This is a genomic window from Arthrobacter sp. TE12231 (assembly GCF_054062895.1).
This window is the reverse complement of record NZ_JBSSFS010000001.1, coordinates 910,850-928,678: the sequence shown is the minus strand read 5'-3', so window position 1 is coordinate 928,678 and position 17,829 is coordinate 910,850. Positions and strand designations below refer to the sequence as shown.

Here is a 17,829-nt window from a genome sequence, read left to right as displayed (position 1 = left end):
TCCTCGTGTCACCTACAAGGCTAACGGCAGAACCCGTTGGCCCCGATCGCCGAGAGAATCCGCTGGGCTTCCTCGTCCGAGACAACCGGGACGTCGCCGTTAGTGAATGCCGCCTTCGCCGCGGCGATGAGCTGGTCCGCCGACGATTGCCCCAGCAGCCGGCCGCAGAGGCCGCGGGCCGTCTCGACTGCGTGATCGTTCGACAGGCGCGGGTTGATCTGGGCGAAGGCGGCCAGGAGCGCATCCTGCTGGGCCGGGTTCGGTTTGGGAAGCGACGCCGCCAGCCCCGTGGACGGGCTGCCGGCGGTCGGTTCTGAAGTGGGGGCGACGGAGCAGGCGGCCAACAGAAGAGTCAGCAGAACCAGAGCGAGCGAGAGGGTGTTCTTCATGGTTCGTGGCCTTGTCTACAGTGGATTTCCGTCCTGGTTTGCGGCACTGGATTCCGGCACTGGCGTGGCTGTCGCGGGCTGCAACGTTCACAGGGCCAGCACGGCAGCTGTTCCGCCGGGCCCCTTACAAGCTGTGGAGCTAAGGAGATTCGAACTCCTGACCTCTTCGATGCGAACGAAGCGCTCTACCAACTGAGCTATAGCCCCGAAGCAACGCCGGTCCTGTCGGAACGGCGTTGCCGGTGTCCCTAGGCTACAAACTATCTGCGCGGTTTGCCAGCCAGCGACGGAATGTCTCGGTGCCGTGTCGCGCTTCCGGCACCAGATTGAGCCCTGCGCGCAGGTAGCGGCCCATCGCTCCCGGCAGCGGCAGGCGCACCAGGCGGCCCTTCGCGCCGGTGGCCCGTTGCCATTCCCGGGCGAAGTCGGCCATGTCCTTGGCTTCCGGGCCGCCGATGGTCAGCACGCGGTGCCGCGGGCGCGCCGGTTCGGGCACCGGCGCCGTCGCCGTCTCCGGCTCCGGCGCCGGGCCGCGCCCCGAATCCGGTGCCGGCTCCAGTGCGGCCTCCAGGAGCATCGCAGCGACGTCGGCCGGTGAGACGGGCTGGAACCGGGCGCCCCTCACCACGGGGATGACCCTGATCCTTGATCCGGCGCCGAACATCATCGCCAGCAACGAGTGAAACTGGGTGGCCCGCACCACCACCGTCTCGAGCCCGGACAGCTCGTAGACATGCTCTTTCGCCGCCTTCGAGCGGTAGAAGGCATAGCTGCTGTGATCACAGTTCACGATGGAGAGCATCACGGCCCTGGCCGTGCCCGCCTCCTGGGCGGCGGCCAGGAGCCGCGCGCCGCCGTCGGCGAAGTTCTTGCGCGCTTTCCCGGAGCGTCCCTCCAGGCAGTCGATCACGACGTCGGCCCCGGCCACAGCGGCCGCGAGCCCTTCGCCCGTCGTCACGTCCGCGCGGAAGTACTCCGCTCCCCCGCCGCTGCCGCCGGTGCCGGCCGCCGGCGGGCGGCGGCTCAGCACGGCCACGGAATGCCCGGCGTCGAGAGCCTGACGCACCACCTCACGGCCCACTTGGCCGGTTCCACCGGCGACGCAGATCCTTGTCATGACCAGAGGCTACCGCAGCGGCCCGTGCAGCGCTCCCTGCCGGGGCGCTGCGGGGAATGCAAAACCCCGGACAGCCATCACTGGCTGCCCGGGGCGAAGACTCCGGAAGATCGGAACGGGTCAGGCGCGTCGCCGCTGAAGAACGTCATCGAGGTTGCTCAACGCGCTCTGGGCCTTGCTGAGCTGCTTCGTCTCGGGATCGTCGGCGATCCGGGGATCGGAGGCGGCCGGCCGAGCCGAGGCCTGCTTGAGCGACGGCTTGCCAACGGCCTTCGGTGCCTGGGGCAGGTCCAGCGGCTTGGGGGCCGCGCGTTCGGCCTTCGGCGCTTCGACATACGTGGGTTTGGGAACGTCCACGGGCTCCCAGCTGGAGCCTTCCGCAGGTGCCGCCGGTGCGGCTGCCACAGCTGCCGCGGTGTCGCCCGAGGCTGCCGCTTCGGCCAGGGCTGCCTGGCGGAGATCCAGTGCGGTGAGCGGTTTGGGCGAAGGTTCCGGTGTGGAGCGGTCCGCTTCGGCGTCGAAGAGCGGATTCTCGGGCCGCACGCCGGGGCGCTCCGCAGGAAGGGTCGGGGTCTCTTCGGGCACCGACGGCCGCACAGGCCTTTGCGCCGGGCTGCCCATGGCTGCACGGAATGCGGCGTTCATCCTCCGCCGGCGGTCGCGGATAGCGAGACGGCGAAGCATTGCCACGGACGCGACGGCGCCCACCAGGGCTGCCACCGGCAGCCAGCCGGATCCGACGCCGAACAGTCGAAGGAGTGCAGACACCACGCCGGTGAGCAGGGAGAGCATCCCGGCCAGCGCAAGCACCAGCCGGCCCCAGCGAATCCTGAACGCCGGGGAGGCTGCTGCGGGCAGCGGGCTTGCACCGCGTGTCTCCCTTGGCGTATCCCGGGGCCCTGCGGTGCCGCCGGCAGGTTCTGCGCGCCGGGTGATATTCATGGGCTTGTCCTGCTGCGCCGCCATTTTCATAACCTTCCCCGCTTGTGGGTCTACTGGTTCTATGTCGATGACGTCCGCCAGGAATTCGCCTGCAGGCTGCAGCTGGTGGCGCCCGTTCCGCAGAACGTAGGGTGCCACCCACACGATCCAGAGCGCAACAGCAATGACAAGGATCACAGAGCTGCTAAGAGGGAAGTCCACACTCAAAACCGTATGAGGTATATGGGGTGCTAGGCCGCATTGTCAGGGGTGTGTCGCGGGCGCGCCGGCAATTGGTGGGGGCCGGGGCGTAGTGGCTGGTCAGGCGGCTATCAAGGGCTCACGCCGGCCGGCTCCGCAACCACCGGGCGAGAAGGCCTTCCGGCACTTCCTCAGCCGTGAGCGCGAAGGTGCGGTGGTCGGCCCATTCACCGTTGATGTGCAGGTATCGGGGCCTGAATCCTTCGTCGCGGAACCCGAGTTTTTCCACCACTCGCAGGCTCGGCCCGTTTTCCGGCCTGATGTTGATTTCCATCCTGTGCAGGCCAAGGGTTCCGAAGCAGTAGTCCGTCGCCATGGCCACGGCGGTGGGGGCAATCCCCCGGCCGGCCCGGTCCTGATCGACCCAATAGCCCAACGTCGCCATCATGGCCGATCCCCAAACGATCGAGGACACGGTCAGCTGTCCCACGATCACTGGCTTCTCGTGCCCAGGCCTCCATTCGGCGATCACGAACGGCAGGGCCGTGGCCTGTGCGGCCTGGGCCTTCAGCGACCGCACCATCTGCCGGTAATCCGGCAGGCCGCCGCCGGGGACCGGGTTTGATGCCTCCCAAGGGGCAAGCCACTCGCAGTTGCGTGACCTAAGCGCTGTCCACTCTTTGCGGTCCCGGTACCGGATAGGGCGCAACACGATGTCGCCGCTCTCCAGAGTCACCGGCCAGGTGAAGCTGCCCCCCACGGGAATTACTTGGCGAGGCTGGGGGTAAGGCTGGACGCGAAGCCGGGCAGCCATTCGCGCAGGCCCGGGCCGAGGTCCTCGCTGTCGCAGGCGAGCTGGACACAGGCCTTGAGGTAGCTGAGCTTGTCGCCGGTGTCGTAGCGGCGGCCGCGGAAGACGACGCCGTACACGCCGTAGCCCTCGCCGGTGCCGGTGGAGAGTTCCTGCAGTGCATCCGTCAGCTGGATTTCGCCGCCGCGGCCCGGCGCGGTGCGCTCGAGCACTTCAAAGACGGCCGGGTGCAGGACATAGCGGCCAATGACCGCGAGGTTTGACGGGGCGTCCTCGACGTCGGGCTTCTCCACGAGCTGCTTGACGCGGACGTACTCCTCACCGGCGATCGCCTCGACGTCGGCGCAGCCATAGGCGCTGATCTGGGACGGGTCCACCTCGATCAGCGCGACCACCGACCCGCCGGTCTTGGCCTGTACTTCGATCATGGTGCTGAGGAGCTCATCGCGGGCGTCGATCAGGTCATCGCCCAGGAGCACGGCGAACGGTTCCTGGCCGACGTGCTGCTTGGCCCGGAGGACCGCGTGGCCGAGGCCCATGGGGTCGCCCTGGCGGACGTAGTGGATGTCGCCGAGGTTGCTGGCGGCCTGGATGGACTCGAGCTTTGCCGTGTCACCCTTGGCTTGGAGGGTGGCTTCGAGCGTGGGAACGCGGTCGAAGTGGTCCTCCAACGCCCGCTTGTTGCGGCCCGTGATCATCAGGATGTCGTTCAGGCCGACATTCACGGCCTCCTCGACCACGTACTGGATGGCCGGCTTGTCAACGACAGGCAGCATTTCCTTGGGCATGGCCTTCGTGGCCGGAAGAAACCTGGTACCAAGGCCCGCGGCGGGGATGACGGCCTTGCGGACGGAAGCATTGGGTGTATTCACTCGACTAATCTAACGGAGGGACCAATCATTGCGTAATTATTCGGCCTGCCCCGCGGGCCCCCTGACGTTGCGGAGCAGGCTGCACGATGCAGAGGACGGACCAGTCATGGCGTCAAAAGACGAAATACGCTCCAGCCACAGGGCAAGGCGTGCGGCGCTCCCGTTGGACGCGCTCGATGCCGCAGCGGCAGGCATCACCCGCCACGGACTCGAGTGGGCATCCGATCTGACCGGCGGCCGCCGGGCTACCTTCGCCGCGTATCTGGGCGTGGGCGCCGAACCGCCCACGCTGCCGCTGCTGTCAGCCTTGGTCGATGCCGGGCACCGGGTGCTCCTTCCCGTCTGCGAACCCGAACTCGAACTCAGCTGGGTGTACTGGACTCCGGAATCCGGGTTTGTCCGCAGCCGGTTCGCCCCCATCCAGGAGCCTGTTGGCGAGCGCCACAGCACCGCGGTGACGCTGGACGCCACCGCAATCTTCCTGCCGGCCACTGCAGTGGATTTCTCGGGCAACCGCATCGGACAAGGCGGCGGCTACTACGACAAGTTCCTTGCCACATTGGCCGCCCTGTCCTCCGCGTCCGGCTCGTCCGCGGCCGGCAGGGCGTCCGACGCCGTACCGCTGCCGACTGTCGCCGTCGTCTACGACACTGAGGTACTGCCCGCGGGCAGTATTCCCGCCGAGTCCTTCGACCGGAAGGTCGACGCGGCGCTGACACCGGGCGGGATCATCCGGCTCCGCTGATCGGGGGTCCTGCGGGGGTGATAGAATTAGCACTCAGGCCCTGCGACTGCTAAGACGGAACCCGCCGACAGGTATATCGATAGATATATCGACCGGTCCCGACTCGACAGCACGGGACCTGCTCGTTTGTCCCAGAGGAGGATTTCCAGTGCCCACGTATGCATATGCCTGCAAGGACTGCAGCCACGCCTTCGAGATCGTGCAGTCGTTCAGCGACAACTCCCTGACGTCCTGCCCCGAGTGCCAGGGCACGCTGCGCAAGAAGTTCAACAGCGTCGGCGTTGTATTCAAGGGATCCGGCTTCTACCGGACCGATTCGCGCGACACCAAGGGCAGCACAGTTGCCCCGGCCCCCGCTGCGGCTCCCGCACCCGCAACGGCGCCTGCCCCGGCCGCCGCCAGCTAGGGTCCCAAGGCTGCCATCCGTGCAGCCCTGGTGCACCGTCTCCGGACGGAACCGTCCGCCTAGCCTCCGGCCGCCGCCCCGGAGCGTTGTTCGCGAAAGACACCGCTGCCAAGGCAGCACCGTGGCCGCAGTCCCTGTGCCGTGCAATCGCGCACTAATGCCGGCATGCCGCAGCCTACACAGTCCTTCCTGCCTCCCGTTGTCCACATAAGCAGTTCCGCGACTCCCGCGAGCATGCCAGAGTCCGTAGCGTGGCGGCCATGGCACCCTCACTCAACCCGGCTTCCTGGCCGTCTTTCAAGGCCTCTTCGCTGCCGCCCCGGCCCGGGAACGGAGCGATGCCCGCCAGCTGGGCACGCTCCGGGATCCGCTCCGCTGGCCTCCTTCCGCCCACGTTTCCTTCTGCCGGCAGCTCCATCCGGAATTACACCCGGCCCGGGAGACCGCCCCGGCAGCGGTTGCCGCGCGGCAGGCCGCCGCGACGCCGCCTGGGCAACTGGTTGAGCCGGAACCGCCGGCTACTGGCGGCGCTCATGTTGTGCATCGCCGCTGGCCTGACTGTTCAGCAGCTAACTCCTGCGCCCGCCGACACCGCCACTGCGTTCGCAGCCGTAGCGGATCTTCCCGCCGGAAAAACCCTGGAACCAGGCGACGTCCGCATGATCAGCATCCCGCCCGGCCTAGTGCCGGCCGGCAGCCCGGGCGGCGAAAACGCGTTCGAGGGCAAGCAGTTGGCCGCACCGCTGCGCCAAGGCCAGCTCCTCACCGACGCCCAGATCCTTGGCCCTGGCCTGCTGGCCGGAAGCCCGCCCGGTTCCGCAGCCGTACCGCTCAGGATGGCGGATCCTGCGTCTATCCGGCTGCTCTCCCCCGGACAACTCGTCAACGTGGTGCTCACCGTCGGCAGCGGCTTCGAACAAGCCGCTGAAGGCCAAATCCTGGCCGAAGCCGTCCCTGTACTGTGGACCTCCGTGCAGGGCGGCAAGACGGGCCAGTGGTTGCCCGCAGCGGACGCTGACGCGGACGGGCTCATCGTCGTGGCAGCCGCGGCCGATCAGGCGCGGCGATTGGCCGGCGCATCAACCCAAGGCAAGCTGTTCTTCGTGCTTGTGGCGGCAGCGCCGGGGTGAGTGGCTGGGTGACTGGCGTGCACACTCTCGCCATGGCGAGCGCCCGGCTAAGAGCCTGACCGCCGGCGCGGTAGTCCTTGCATCGGATTACCGCAGGCTTCAGGGCGAGCACCCGGCTAAGTCCCTAACCGAGCGCCCGGCTAAGTCCCCGACCGCCGGCCGGTAGTCCCTGAGACCGATTGCGGTCGCCGGCGCCGCCGGCTACTCGGCACCGGCCTTACATCTCAACCCCAGTGCGGAGGCTTCTGCTCCTGGAGCCACGCATCGTGGTCGTAGTTCTCGGGCTGGTCGCCCCAGCGCCGCGGGTCGTCTTCGGCCGCCTTGTTCGGCAGCACTGCCCCGGCAGCCGTTGCTGGCGCCGCCGCGCGCCGGGACTTCTCCTTTGGCGTCGCCTGCTCCCGCGCTTCTCCGGCGGGCTGCCCCGCTGCCGACTCCCCCGCTGCCGACTCCCCCGCCGCCGGTTCCCGGGCCGCCGACCCGGAGTCGCCGTTCGCTTCAGCCGCGGTAGCGCCGCTGCTGTTCTGGATGTCGCCGTCTGCACTCATGGCGCCGGACTCCTTACTGCCTGTACTGCCTGTCATACCATTGTTGCCGGTCGTGGCTGCACCGTTTATGGTCCCAGCCTCTGGCCTCAGCAGGGGCGTAGCACCTGACTCGTGCGCATCCCCCGGCCGCGCTGCAGACTGAGTGGACGCGGTCTCGCGCCCATGAAAATCATCTCCCGCCGGTGCGTGCCCTGAGAAGACGTGGCTTTCCTGGCCCCGGGCGTCGTTGATCGCCAGGTTTTCAATGTCGTCGTCGAAGAACCCGTGGGATGCCCGGAGCCGACTGGACACGGCAGGCTTCTCCAACCCGAGGTAGCCGCCAATCCGGTCGGCGCAGGCCGAAGGATCAGTGAAGACCTCGATGGTCCACAGCGGCATATAACGCCAGCCAAGCCGCTCAAGCAGTTGCGGCCGGAGCCGGCTCCGTTCGCGGACGCTCATTCGCCGGTAGTGGCCGGTGCCATCGGACTCAATCGCCACTGGACGGGGAATCTCCGCATCCTCCTGGCCGATCGTGGTCATCGGATCGGCGGCGGCCACCATGTTGAGGACGCCGTCGTACTGGTGCCACACGCGCGCACCGCGGGCCCGGAGCCGGTCGCCCAGGTCTGCCACGAGCGGATCAGCGCCGAGCGCCTGCTCGCTGGCGGCCGCCCGGGATGCGGGGCTGCCCAGATCCGTATTCCCCGCGATCTCGCGGTCCAGTAGTTCGTAGAAATCCACGGCACCATGGCTCAGGCGGCTGACGTCGAGGTCCTCGGGGCGGAAGCAACTGAGCACGTGCAGGGATCGCCGCGCACGCGTCATCGCCAAGGCGAATTTAGCGCGTCCGCCGTCGGCGGAGAGCGGGCCAAGGCTGTGGAGCGTGCGCCCGTGCGGCGTGCGCCCATAGCCCGGGGAGAAAATGACGTGGTCGCGGACTAGCCCCTGGGCCCGTTCGAGATCCACGACGCGGAAGGATTCCTCCCCTGCTGTGAAGAAACTGCCGAGCATCGGGTAGTTGGGCAGTTGGGCCCGGATGGCTTCGCCGATCCGGGCGGCGTGACGGAGGCTGCCGGTCACCACAGCCAGCGAGGTCCGGGGACGGAGCCGGGCGTGCTCGAAGACTAACTCCACCGCACGGTTCACCTCGGCAACCACCGATTCAACGCCGTCGTGGTCGGCGCTGGGCAGCCCTGTGCCATCGGGAAGGTATTCCACGCTGAGGGCACGGTCGAGGCCTGTGGCGGATTGCCCTTCCGGGAGCCGTGTGAGTTCCCCGCCGTAATATCCCTTGCTGAGCTGGCGCACCAGGTCTTCATCGACCGCGCGGTACACGGTCCTCAGGTTCCACACGGGCAGTACGGCAGTCAGCGCACGGTAAGCACTCTCGACGCTCTGGTAGGAGCTCTCCCCTGCGGCGAGCCGTTCGACCCCCACGGTGAAGGTTCGTGGGCTGGCGATCTGGTCATCGCCGAAAGCTATGACCTGCCGGGCCCGGGCGATAGCCGGGAGGACGGCCTGCAGCGATGTTGTCTCGGCGTCCAGGATCACTACGGCATCAAAGGTCTGCTCGATCGGCAGGAGGCCCGTCATGAGGTACGGGCTGACGGACCATACAGGAACGAGTGTGGGCAGCAGCTCCTGCGCCTGGCCGCTGAGTGCCGCAAGGGTAACCCTGCCGTCCTTCAGCAGACTGCGCAGCAGCTCGGCCTGGCGCGGGTATGCCTCGATGGCCGTGCGCCAGCGCTCGGACAGGTTCCACCGGAGCCGGGCAGCGCCGCTGGCGATATGGGCGTTGTCAGCGAGCCGGTACTCCGCTTCCAGCTGGCGCAGGGCGTCGCCGTCGGACATGGCGAGGTAGTCATCGCCGCTAATCATGGCTTCCAGGGCCGACTGCCACCAGGCCAGCTCGAGTTCTGCGGTCACAGATCCCTCGGGGACCTCACGCTCGGCCAGGTCGGCGAGCAGCTCGCCCAACCCGTGCTCGCGCATGCTCTCGACCAACAGCGTACGCTCCGGGAGGGTTTCGAGTGTCGCGGTGTCGGCGACGAGTCGCTGAACGCGGGTTAGGAGATCGGCATAGGGCACGCGGTCCAGATCGCCGCCTGCGGCGGTGTGCTTGACTGCCTGGCCCAGTTCGGCCAGTTCTGACTCAAGCTCCCGGTAGAGGCCGGAGATTTCGGCCAGCCCGGACGGCACGGCAGGGTGCCGCTGCGTCGTGGCATACCCGGCCCACGCGGCGCGCTGCTCCTGCACGAGGACCAGAGAGCTGTGCAGGTCCGCGATGTGCACGCCGGGACGGACATATTCCTTGGCCACCCGGCGCAGGCGGGACCGCTGCATGGAGGGCATCTCGATCCCCCGTTCCCGGCGCCAGGCGGAGGGCGCCGTGGCCGAGATGAGGTCATGGACGGGCCGGTCAAAGATGTCGGGAGTGAACTTGTCCAGGCTTTCGCGGACGGCCACGAGCAGTTCGATCTGTTCGCCCCATTCGGTGAAAGTCCCGCCGAGGCGAATCTCGGCGTGTTCTGCCACCTCGTCCATTCGCCCGCGCAGCAGCGGCAGCTTCTCCGCGACGGACCGTGCAACCGCCTGCGCTTCCTGCGTCTCCTTGCGGGTCAGGAGCCGTGCTCCGTGCCAGGGGCTGGTGGTCGACGCACGGCTGAAACCGCCGAGTTCGGCAGCGCGGCGGAGCCTGCCGGCGAGCTCCTCGCGGTCCCGGATGTTATCCAGCACGCTGCGCTTGAGCCGGACCGTCGTGGCTGGCGCCGGCTGGATGGAGGTCAGTTCGGCCAGCGACTGCATGGCCTCGTACGGGGAACAGCCCCAGCGTTCCCGGACGTTGTGCAGCGAGGCAACATGGTCCATCAGGGCGTGCCGGTGCCCCGTCAGCGTGGCGTGCAGGTTGCTTAGCTGCGGTTGGAGCGACTTCTCGTTGCGGACGATCGCCCGGACCAGTTGGCCCTTGAGCTGCAGCGGGCTGGCATTGCCGGCGAGCTGCAGCAGTACGGAATCCAGGCCAAGGCTCTCCAGCTGGGCGGAGATTTCGGCGAGGCTGGCGCGCCTGTCGCCCACTACCAGGACGGTTTTGCCCTCGTCGACGAGGGCGCCGATGGTGTTGATGGCGGTCTGGGTCTGGCCGGTGCCCGGCGGGCTGCTGACCACCAGCGAGTCGCCCGCCCGAACGGCGTCGACGACGTACTGCTGGTCCGTGTCGGCGTCGAGCAGCAGAAGCTCATCGGCGGGGTCCCGCTTATCCGTGCTGGGGAAACGCCCAGGTTCAAGCACGGGCACCTCGACCAATTCGCCGGAACCGGACCGGGCCAGGGCGGTGACGAGGGGGTTGTTCGGGTTGATCCACGGGTCATCCAGGTTGCCGGAGAGGTCGGCAAACGTGGAGACGAGGAGGTTGTGCTCTATCTCGGCACCGGCAATCGGCTGGATCAGCGTGCCCAGGCGGTCCAGGACCGGCTGGGGGTCATAACGCGCCGTGCTGTAGGCCATCCGCGTGACCGCGCTGACGTCAAAGACGATCCCGTGGACTGACTTGAGGTGCCGGACCAGTGCGGGGTTGATCTGCGCCTGTTCGGTGAGTTGCAGTTCGTAGTCGTCCTCGCCGGGGCGCACCGTGAGGGAAATGGCGGTGAGCATGACCGGGGCGGAAATTCGCTGCGGTTTACCTCCGACGGCGGACGTCCAGACGACCGTGCCGGCCGAGAAATAGCCCGCGTCAATGCCGCGGTCGTTGGCGAGTTCGAAGATTTTCGAGCGCAGGTTGCGCGAGGCCCTGGCGGCAATCACGTACTGCTGGCGGTCCCGGATCAGGGTTGAGAGCCGGGTGCGCCGGCCTGCCATGAGCTGGGCAAGCCCCGACGGATGGGCATGGGTCAGGTCAATCGAGCCTTCGGGCGTCTTGGTGAAGCGCAGCATCGTATCTGCTCCGGTGACGGGTTTGAGCCCCGACAGCCATTTCCTGAACTCCTCGGAGCCCTCGGGGTGGCCTTGACCAACTGACACTGCTGCCTTCTTTTCTATGCTCGACTTCTCTGTGCTGGATGTCTCCATGCCGGACTTCTCCGGGCTGGATTTCTCCCGGCCGGATTCCTCCATGCCGGACCGCGGCGGGCTCGCCTTTAGCGCGTTCGACGTGTCAACGCGTGTCTGTGTTGCGTCCGCGCTTTCCATGGCCGCGTTTTGTGTGCTCGCGGTTGCCTGGCTCGCGCGGGACGCCTTGGACCATACCGGCATGCCTTCGAGGGTAGCCCGAATCAGGGGCACCTGCGGGGCCGCAACACTGAGCGGTGCGAAATTCAACCCGAATTGCCAGAAACAAAATGAAATGGCCGGCCTCGAAAGGCCGGCCATTCACACTGCTATTCCCACTCGATGGTTCCCGGCGGCTTGCTGGTCACGTCCAGCACCACACGGTTGACGCCGTCCACCTCATTGGTGATCCGGTTGGAGATCCGGGCCAGGAGATCGTAGGGCAGCCGCGACCAGTCCGCCGTCATGGCGTCCTCGGAGGACACGGGACGGAGCACGATCGGGTGTCCGTAGGTGCGTCCGTCACCCTGGACGCCTACGCTGCGGACATCCGCCAGCAGCACGACGGGCATCTGCCAGACCTCGTTGTCGAGTCCGGCCGCGGTCAGCTCGGCGCGGGCGATCGCGTCGGCCTTGCGGAGCAGGTCGAGGCGTTCCTTGGTGACGTCGCCGACGATCCGGATGCCCAGGCCGGGTCCGGGGAACGGCTGGCGGCCGACGATTTCCTGCGGGAGGCCGAGTTGAGCGCCGACCGCGCGGACCTCGTCCTTGAACAGGGCGCGCAGCGGCTCAACGAGTTCAAACTGCAGGTCCTCGGGCAGGCCGCCCACGTTGTGGTGGCTCTTGATGTTGGCTGCACCTTCGCCACCGCCGGATTCGACGACGTCGGGATACAGGGTGCCCTGGACGAGGAACTTGATCTTTTCGCCGTGCGCCGCTGCCTCGGCGATGATCGCCAGTTCGGCTTCCTCGAAGGCGCGGATGAATTCGCGGCCGATGATCTTGCGCTTGGTCTCGGGATCGCTGACACCGGCCAGGGCGCTCAGGAACCGCTCCTGCTCGTTGGCGACGTAGAGCTTGACGCCGGTTGCGGCCACGAAGTCGCGTTCGACCTGTTCGGCCTCGCCCTCGCGCAGCAGGCCGTGGTCCACGAAAACGCAGGTCAGCTGGTCGCCGACCGCGCGCTGCACCAGGGCGGCAGCCACTGCAGAGTCGACGCCGCCGGACAGTCCGCAGATGACCCGGGCATCGCCGATCTGCTCACGGATCCGGTCAACCTGTTCCTCGAGAATGTTGCCTGCAGTCCAGTTCGGTTCCAGCTTGGCGCCCTTGAACAGGAAGTTCTCCAGGACCTGCTGGCCGTAGGCCGAGTGCTTGACCTCGGGGTGCCACTGCACGCCGTAGAGGCATTTCTCTTCGTTGGCGAAGGCCGCCACCTCGGCGCCTGCCGTCGTCGCGAGAACCTCGAAGCCTTCAGGGGCCTCATGGACGGAGTCGCCGTGGCTCATCCACGTGCTCTGGTGCTGAGGCATGCCAGCCAGGATGGACCGGCCTTCACCCAAGGTGGTGGTCTCGGTGGCACCGTACTCGCGAAGACCCGTCTGGGCTACCTTGCCGCCGAGGGCGTTGGCCATGGCTTGGAAGCCGTAGCAGATGCCGAAGACGGGGACACCGGCTTCGAAGAGATCGGCGCCAACGCTCGGGGCGCCTTCGGCGTAAACACTTGCGGGTCCGCCCGAGAGGATGATCGCGGCGGGGTTTTTGGCCAGCAGCTGCTCGGTGGTGAAGGTATGCGGAACCACTTCCGAATACACATTCGCTTCCCGGACGCGGCGGGCAATCAGCTGCGCGTACTGGGCACCGTAGTCAACAACCAGAACCGGCCTGTGGGACGTCTGGGATGCAGTGGGAGTAGTCACCCCACTAGCCTACTTTGCGCCGCTACCCGCCCGCACATTGAGAAGCCGCTGTGGGCCTCGAATCAAGCCCCGGGTAAGCGAACTCACACGCCCGACGGCGGCTGCTGCCGCTGTTCGCGGCGTCTCCCCGGCTCAGTAGCGCTGGGGAGCCTGGGGGTTCGCCGCGAGTTCGGCCTCGACCTCTGCGTGGAACTTCTTCTCGACGAAGAAGGACAGGAACGGCACGACGCCGCCGAGGGCCAGGATCACCAGTTTGCTGAACGGCCAGCGCATGAGCGACCACAGCCGGAAGTTGGAAATCAGGTACACGACATACATCCAGCCGTGCACGATCAGCACCGTTATGGAGAGGTTGACGCCCCCGATCACTCCTGGCGGCTCGGCGTCGGCGAAGCCCAGGCCGAACGGCTGGCCGGTGACGGCGTCGGTGCCGCCGACGTAGAGGTACTGCCCGAAGCCGTACCGGGCGATCAGCTCGGCGCACAGCAGGAGTAGCATCGAGCCCGTCAGGTAGGCGAGCACTTTGTAGAACTTCAGGGCGGACCGGATTTGGGCCTCGGTGCCGCCGAAGCGACGCTTCTTGCCGGTTGTCCCCGTGCCGTTGGTTGGCTGGGGTTGGATGGCGGGTTGGGGCTCGATCATGATTGCACTCTCGGGTCTGTGGGATTGGGGGCTGTGCGATGCGCTTCGGCTGCCGGCGGCTGCGGGTCTTTGGAGGTGCCGGGCACCTGTCCGGCCCGTTCCTTGACCGACTCCTCGGCCGGGTCCGAGTCCAGTTGCGCCACCGGATCCTTGTCCGGTTGCGCGGCCGATTCCGCGGCTGATTCCGCGTCAAGGGCGTCTTCGAGGTCGCGGCGGTAGTCGTCTTTGACCAGACGCCACCAGATGAACAACGCGAACCCGGCAAAGACCACCCATTCCACGGAATAGAACAGGTTTAGCCAGTTGACCTGCTGCGCAGGCGGCTGCGGGCCAATCAGAAGGGGTTTGACGTCGCCTCCGGTGGCAAGCGCACCGACGTCGGTGCTGCCGGAGAGTTCCGTCTTTGCCGCGACAAATCCCGGGTAGCTGCTGACGTTCCAGTCGTTGATGAGTTCGGCGACCGAAACGGCACTCGCGCGGCCGGGTCCGGGGTCGGTATTCGCCAGCGGCGATTCGGACGGCAGTAGCCGCCCGGTCAGTGCGATGGTGCCCGACGGCGGCGCGACGGCGTCCGAGGGATCAGCGATCCAGCCGCGGGCGACCGGAATCCAGGTCTGCGGTGTGGCCCCGCCGCCCTTCAGGACAGGAGCATCCTTGACGGCGAAGGCGGAAACGATCCAGTAGCCCTTGGCCCCGTCATTCAGTCGCCCCGGGACGAGGACCTGTTTCTGGGGGTCATAACTTCCGGTGGCCGAGACCATCTGATCAGCCACCGAACCAGGGAAAAATCCGCCCGGCTGCAGGACCGACGTAAGCTGGCGAGTTTCCTCGGTTGTGGTGGAGACCGGGGCTTCGGGTTGTGTTGAGCGGCCAAACTGCCACTGGCTCAGCAGCACAAAGACCCCGGAAATGGCGATCGCGAACACGAGTCCTGCGATCCAGCGGGGTTTGAGGGCAGTTTTCAGCACCTCCTAACCGTACTTCGTCCCCCTGTAGAACAACGAAACGGGCCGACGCCGGACCCACCCCTCCCTGACCCGGCAACGACGAGGTAGAGACAACCGGACCTAGTTGAGGTGATGCCGCGCTTGCCGTCCCCCGCGCTTCGGATATGCGGCCGTCATGAGGAGCCGCCGTCGCCAACCGGGCCTCGGTCGTAGGCCGTCGTCAGGTTCCCTGGCACCGGTTGGGACTCGGTCGTAGGGCCGTCATGAGGAGCCGTCGTCTCTGTCCCGGCCACTGTCGTAAGTCCTGGTCATGTTCACTGGCCACAACACGGAACTCGGTTATGCGTCCTTCGTGGGGAGCCGCCTTCGCCGACCTGATCACGCCGTCACTGCCTGGTCCACTTGGCTGGCATGTTAGCCCGGATCACGCCGCCACCGCCGGCTCCGTGATTACACGGCCGGCACGTTAGCCCGGATGACGCCGCCACTGACCGGTCTGCCGCCATAGGCCGCGTTGAGGTGCTGCGGTGCCACTCTCCGGGCCGCGGTCATGCGGCCCGGGCAAGTCGGGCGGGTGTGAAGTAGTGGTTGCGGCGGGGCTTCTGGCCGGGGTCGATGTGGGGTGGCGGGATGAACCAGGGAACCCCGGTCCGCAGCCGGATGGTCCACGCTTCCTTGTGGATCAGGTGGTGGTGATGGGAACAGAGCAGGGCCCCGTTCTCCGTGCCCGTGGTCCCGCCTCGGGACCAGTACGTGATGTGGTGGGCTTCGCACCAGGGCGCGGGGATGGTGCAGCCGGGAAACGCGCAGCCCCGGTCCCGGGCGATGAGGGCCTTGGGGAGGTGGGGCGGGAAGATCCTGGAGGCCCGGCCGATGTCCAGGATCCGTCCCTCACCCCCGAGCAGGACGGGGATGATGTCCGCGTCGCAGGCGATCTTCCGGACCGTGGAGGCCGTGACGGGACCGGTGAACAGCAGCGCACCCGTTTCCCGCACCCCTCCCGCGGGCCGGAACACCGAACCGGCCGGCTCCACGCCGGCCGCCGCGGCCGCGGTGCCGCCCGCGCCGGCCGTTTCCTGAGCTTCCGCCGGGCCGGCCTGGCCGGCGGCCTCACCGGCTTCGCCCGCCCCAGCCGCCGTTTCCTGACCTTCTGTCGGGCCGGTCTGGGCGTCGGGGGTGGTGCCGAGCCGGTTCAGCAGGTCCCGGTAATCGATGGTGACCATGACCTGGGGGCGGAGCCCGCCGGCGGCGGGCAGGCCGCCGGTGGCGAGGGCGATTTCGCAGGCACCGACCAGGCCGTCCAGCAGCCGCTGGGCCCGGGACCGATGATCCAGCCCCGCCGCCCCCGGATCCTCCTCAGGGACCGGCTGGCCCGCTGCTGCGGGGGCGTCATCTGGAACGGCATGATTCCCCGGGGCGGGAGCCTGGGCATCCGCCGGAGTCGACACGCCCGCGGCCCGGGCATCACAGGCCGACACGCCGGCCCCGGCATCCGTGACCGGCCACTGACCGCCGGCACCGGCTGCGTCGGCGTGTCCGAGGCTCGAACGCTCGCCGGCGGCCGCACTGGGAGCCCACCCCACGGCGAAAGCCGTGCCGGCGGGCTCGGCGGCCCAGCCAGCAGAAACGGGCGTGGCCTCAGCGTCGGTGGCATCACCTGCCCAGCCGTGAACGGCCGCAGCCCCGGAACCCACGGCCCAGCCAGCAGAAGCGGCGGCACCGCCGGTGGCATCAACCGTCCAGCCGTGGCCGGCGACCGTCTCTGCACCTGCGGCCCAGCCATCAGAGGCGGCGACACCGGTGGCGGAGCCCTCAGCGCCGGCCGTGGGGTCCTCAGAAGCGGCGCCGGCGGCCGATCCCTCAGAGGCGGCGGCTTTCGTGGTCCCGGCGGCGGCGGTGTCCGTGGTGCCGGTGCGGGGGTTGGTGCCGGTGTTCATGACGGTGAGGACGTATTCGAACTGTTCGGTGGTCGCGAAAATCTCAAGATGGTGCAGGCCGTGGCGCCGGCGCCGGATGAAGGCGCCCTGCAGCCGGCGCAGCAGCTCCTCGGAGGGCTCGGCACCGTCCTGATCCAGCGCATCCGCCCAGCCCCGGGCCACCCGGGCCACGAAGTCCGCGTCGTTCTCCGCGGCCGTGCGCGTCAGGGCGTGCTCCATCCGCGCCAGGGCCCCGGCGTCACAGGCGTGCCGGACCTTCTCCAGCGCCGCCGTGATGACCGTCGCGGCCCCGGACGCGACCTGCCCGGCCGCGACCGCCGCACCGAGCTCCGCGTGCACGGCCGGGACGGGCTGGCCGGTGAGTCCCCGGCGGGGCAGCAGGCCCCCGGCGAGGGCGAGCCGGCGCTTGGCCTCCGGGGCGCTGATCCGCAGCCGCGCCCGCAGGAACTCCGCCGTGTTCCGGTACCCGTCATCGACCACCGCCGCGTCACCGGCCGCATCCCACGGCACACCCTCCCCGGACAGCGCATCGGGCGAAGCCGCTGAACCGGGCGACGCCTCAGCCGCAGAGATTCCGGGGGCGTCGTCGCGCCAGCCCGTGGTCCACGACGTGCCGGCCCCCGCCGCCGTCCTCGCCGCCGCGGAGGCCTGCTTCCGGGTCCGGTCCACCGCGCCGGCCGCCACCAGCTGCAAAAACTCCACCCGGCGCGAGAGCTCCTCCACCCGCCCGGCGAAGTCCGACGCGGCCCGGAAATCCCACAACGCCGCATCCTGAAGCACCGTCGAACCCACAGCCTCCAACGCGGCCAGCGCAACATCCACACCCGACCACCGGGCCGGGCCCATGCCGCCGCCTGCGTCGCGGTCCGTGCCGGGATCCGCGCCGCAGCCTGCAGCGCGACCGGTGCACCGGTCCGTGCCGTGCCCGTCGTCCCCGAACTCAATGAAATCCCTGGCGGCTTCCATGACACCAGTCTCCTCCGGGGGTCTGACAGTTTTAGCGGGAACCGTGCGCGAGCCAACTGCCGCCGCGAAGTGGTTGCCCGGCCACCAAGTTCTCACGGCACATGGGTCAACGCCCTCGGGTCAAAGGCGCGGGTCAGGGTGCGCGGGTCAGGACCCGCGGCCGGCCAAACTACGTGCGCACTCCGGGCGAGAAGAGCACGGACTCCGGCGCCCCGGTGACTTCAATGCCGGCAGCGCGCACCAACTGATCCTCCA

Annotated in this window: 13 protein-coding genes and 1 tRNA gene; 3 read left to right on the top strand and 11 right to left on the bottom strand. The window is 68.2% G+C overall.

The features are described 5' to 3' along the window. Window positions 1-20: 20 nt before the first annotated feature. The 6 genes from ACVWYS_RS04275 to galU form a co-directional block, all read right to left on the bottom strand. Window positions 21-389, bottom strand: a complete 369-nt coding sequence (locus ACVWYS_RS04275) for a hypothetical protein (RefSeq protein WP_456508502.1) — start codon at window positions 387-389, stop codon at window positions 21-23. 134 nt (window positions 390-523) lie between these two features. Beyond that, window positions 524-596, bottom strand: a tRNA-Ala gene (locus ACVWYS_RS04270). A 46-nt stretch (window positions 597-642) separates the two neighbouring features. Further along, window positions 643-1,506 carry an SDR family oxidoreductase gene (locus tag ACVWYS_RS04265; RefSeq protein ID WP_456508501.1) on the bottom strand — a complete coding sequence of 288 codons (864 nt, stop codon included), beginning with the start codon at window positions 1,504-1,506 and terminating at the stop codon, window positions 643-645. Window positions 1,507-1,626: 120 nt separating this feature from the next. Continuing rightward, window positions 1,627-2,649, bottom strand: coding sequence for a hypothetical protein (locus ACVWYS_RS04260; RefSeq protein ID WP_456508500.1), 1,023 nt, complete (start codon window positions 2,647-2,649; stop codon window positions 1,627-1,629). 118 nt (window positions 2,650-2,767) lie between these two features. Further along, window positions 2,768-3,388, bottom strand: a complete 621-nt coding sequence (locus tag ACVWYS_RS04255; protein WP_344362552.1) for a GNAT family N-acetyltransferase — start codon at window positions 3,386-3,388, stop codon at window positions 2,768-2,770. 5 nt (window positions 3,389-3,393) lie between these two features. Beyond that, entirely contained in the window at window positions 3,394-4,311 is a 918-nt protein-coding gene (gene galU, locus ACVWYS_RS04250) for a UTP--glucose-1-phosphate uridylyltransferase GalU (protein WP_344362549.1), read from the bottom strand. A gap of 106 nt (window positions 4,312-4,417) precedes the next feature. On the opposite strand from galU, the gene ACVWYS_RS04245 reads away from it, so the two are divergent. The 3 genes from ACVWYS_RS04245 to ACVWYS_RS04235 all read left to right on the top strand — a co-directional run bounded on the left by ACVWYS_RS04245 (window position 4,418) and on the right by ACVWYS_RS04235 (window position 6,592). Further along, a complete protein-coding gene (locus ACVWYS_RS04245) occupies window positions 4,418-5,056 on the top strand; it encodes a 5-formyltetrahydrofolate cyclo-ligase (RefSeq protein ID WP_456508499.1) in 639 nt (212 codons plus the stop codon). A 148-nt stretch (window positions 5,057-5,204) separates the two neighbouring features. After that, the gene (locus tag ACVWYS_RS04240) at window positions 5,205-5,462 is read left to right on the top strand and encodes an FmdB family zinc ribbon protein (RefSeq protein WP_344362545.1); all 258 of its coding nucleotides are present in this window, start codon (window positions 5,205-5,207) and stop codon (window positions 5,460-5,462) included. A gap of 500 nt (window positions 5,463-5,962) precedes the next feature. Continuing rightward, window positions 5,963-6,592 carry an RcpC/CpaB family pilus assembly protein gene (locus ACVWYS_RS04235; protein ID WP_456508498.1) on the top strand — a complete coding sequence of 210 codons (630 nt, stop codon included), beginning with the start codon at window positions 5,963-5,965 and terminating at the stop codon, window positions 6,590-6,592. Window positions 6,593-6,816: 224 nt separating this feature from the next. Here ACVWYS_RS04235 and ACVWYS_RS04230 read toward each other — a convergent pair whose 3' ends face one another. The 5 genes from ACVWYS_RS04230 to ACVWYS_RS04210 form a co-directional block, all read right to left on the bottom strand. Beyond that, window positions 6,817-11,136, bottom strand: coding sequence for an AAA family ATPase (locus tag ACVWYS_RS04230; protein WP_456509129.1), 4,320 nt, complete (start codon window positions 11,134-11,136; stop codon window positions 6,817-6,819). A gap of 356 nt (window positions 11,137-11,492) precedes the next feature. Further along, window positions 11,493-13,082: a glutamine-hydrolyzing GMP synthase gene (gene guaA, locus ACVWYS_RS04225; RefSeq protein WP_344362539.1), complete on the bottom strand. Its 1,590-nt coding sequence runs from the start codon at window positions 13,080-13,082 to the stop codon at window positions 11,493-11,495. Between the two features lie 132 nt (window positions 13,083-13,214). After that, a complete protein-coding gene (locus tag ACVWYS_RS04220) occupies window positions 13,215-13,724 on the bottom strand; it encodes a DUF3817 domain-containing protein (RefSeq protein WP_116765042.1) in 510 nt (169 codons plus the stop codon). After that, a complete protein-coding gene (locus tag ACVWYS_RS04215; RefSeq protein WP_456508497.1) occupies window positions 13,721-14,692 on the bottom strand; it encodes an SURF1 family protein in 972 nt (323 codons plus the stop codon). Before ACVWYS_RS04215 ends, ACVWYS_RS04220 begins: the two co-directional genes overlap by 4 nt. 527 nt (window positions 14,693-15,219) lie before the next feature. Continuing rightward, on the bottom strand, window positions 15,220-17,574 hold the full coding sequence (locus tag ACVWYS_RS04210) for a DUF222 domain-containing protein (protein WP_456508496.1): 2,355 nt from the start codon (window positions 17,572-17,574) through the stop codon (window positions 15,220-15,222). Between the last annotated feature and the right edge of the window lie 255 nt (window positions 17,575-17,829).

Coding starts and splice junctions, on each gene's coding strand:
- ACVWYS_RS04245 (WP_456508499.1), top strand. CDS start 4,418: ATGGCGTCAAAAGACGAAATACGCTCCAGCCACAGGGCAAGGCGTGCG.
- ACVWYS_RS04210 (WP_456508496.1), bottom strand. CDS start 17,574: ATGGAAGCCGCCAGGGATTTCATTGAGTTCGGGGACGACGGGCACGGC.
- ACVWYS_RS04265 (WP_456508501.1), bottom strand. CDS start 1,506: ATGACAAGGATCTGCGTCGCCGGTGGAACCGGCCAAGTGGGCCGTGAG.
- ACVWYS_RS04275 (WP_456508502.1), bottom strand. CDS start 389: ATGAAGAACACCCTCTCGCTCGCTCTGGTTCTGCTGACTCTTCTGTTG.
- ACVWYS_RS04220 (WP_116765042.1), bottom strand. CDS start 13,724: ATGATCGAGCCCCAACCCGCCATCCAACCCCAGCCAACCAACGGCACG.